The sequence below is a fragment of the Lactobacillus nasalidis genome (assembly GCF_016587775.1).
GTDB classification, from domain to species: Bacteria; Bacillota; Bacilli; order Lactobacillales; family Lactobacillaceae; genus Lactobacillus; species Lactobacillus nasalidis.
The window spans coordinates 1-449 of record NZ_BOCG01000578.1 but is presented as its reverse complement, the minus strand read 5'-3'; the positions used below and the strand labels follow the sequence as shown (position 1 = coordinate 449).

Annotated in this window: 1 protein-coding gene; it reads right to left on the bottom strand. The window is 38.8% G+C overall.

The genetic code is table 11. The features are described from left to right. Positions 1-217, bottom strand: a 217-nt coding sequence (locus lacNas_RS10910) for a helix-turn-helix domain-containing protein (protein ID WP_201346861.1), incomplete at its 3' end; no start/stop codon positions are given. Positions 218-449 lie beyond the last annotated feature (232 nt).

Below are 449 nucleotides of genomic sequence, written 5' to 3'. Positions count from 1 at the left end.
GTTCTTCAGTCAGCTTTTTCGGGTCGGAAGCCAAAGAAGATTTAAGCGCTTGTCTTGCCTTGTACATTTCGTTCCACAAGGCAAGGCCTTGATTCCAGCAATAGCGGCGATAGTCACAAGCTTCATCCAAAACTCTTCTCATAGTCTTGTTTGGATGTAGTTCATAGACTCTTGTCTGAATTAATTTAGACGGTACTTCTTCTGCCTGTTCAGCCATTTAATTCACCAGCTTTCAGAATCATATCATTCTCAATCTTTGTTTCGAGGAATATTTTAGCACGTATTCCTGTAGATCCCCAAACATATGTTTCTGAAGTATGACTAAAATTTGCGCTCTAACCTAAAGCAAAGTTCTGGCTTTCCTTACGCTAATTCAACTTAAAACCTACCTGCTATCTCTTACATATAATCAAACACATTAAGTACGTTTTTCGCCACTAGTATTATGC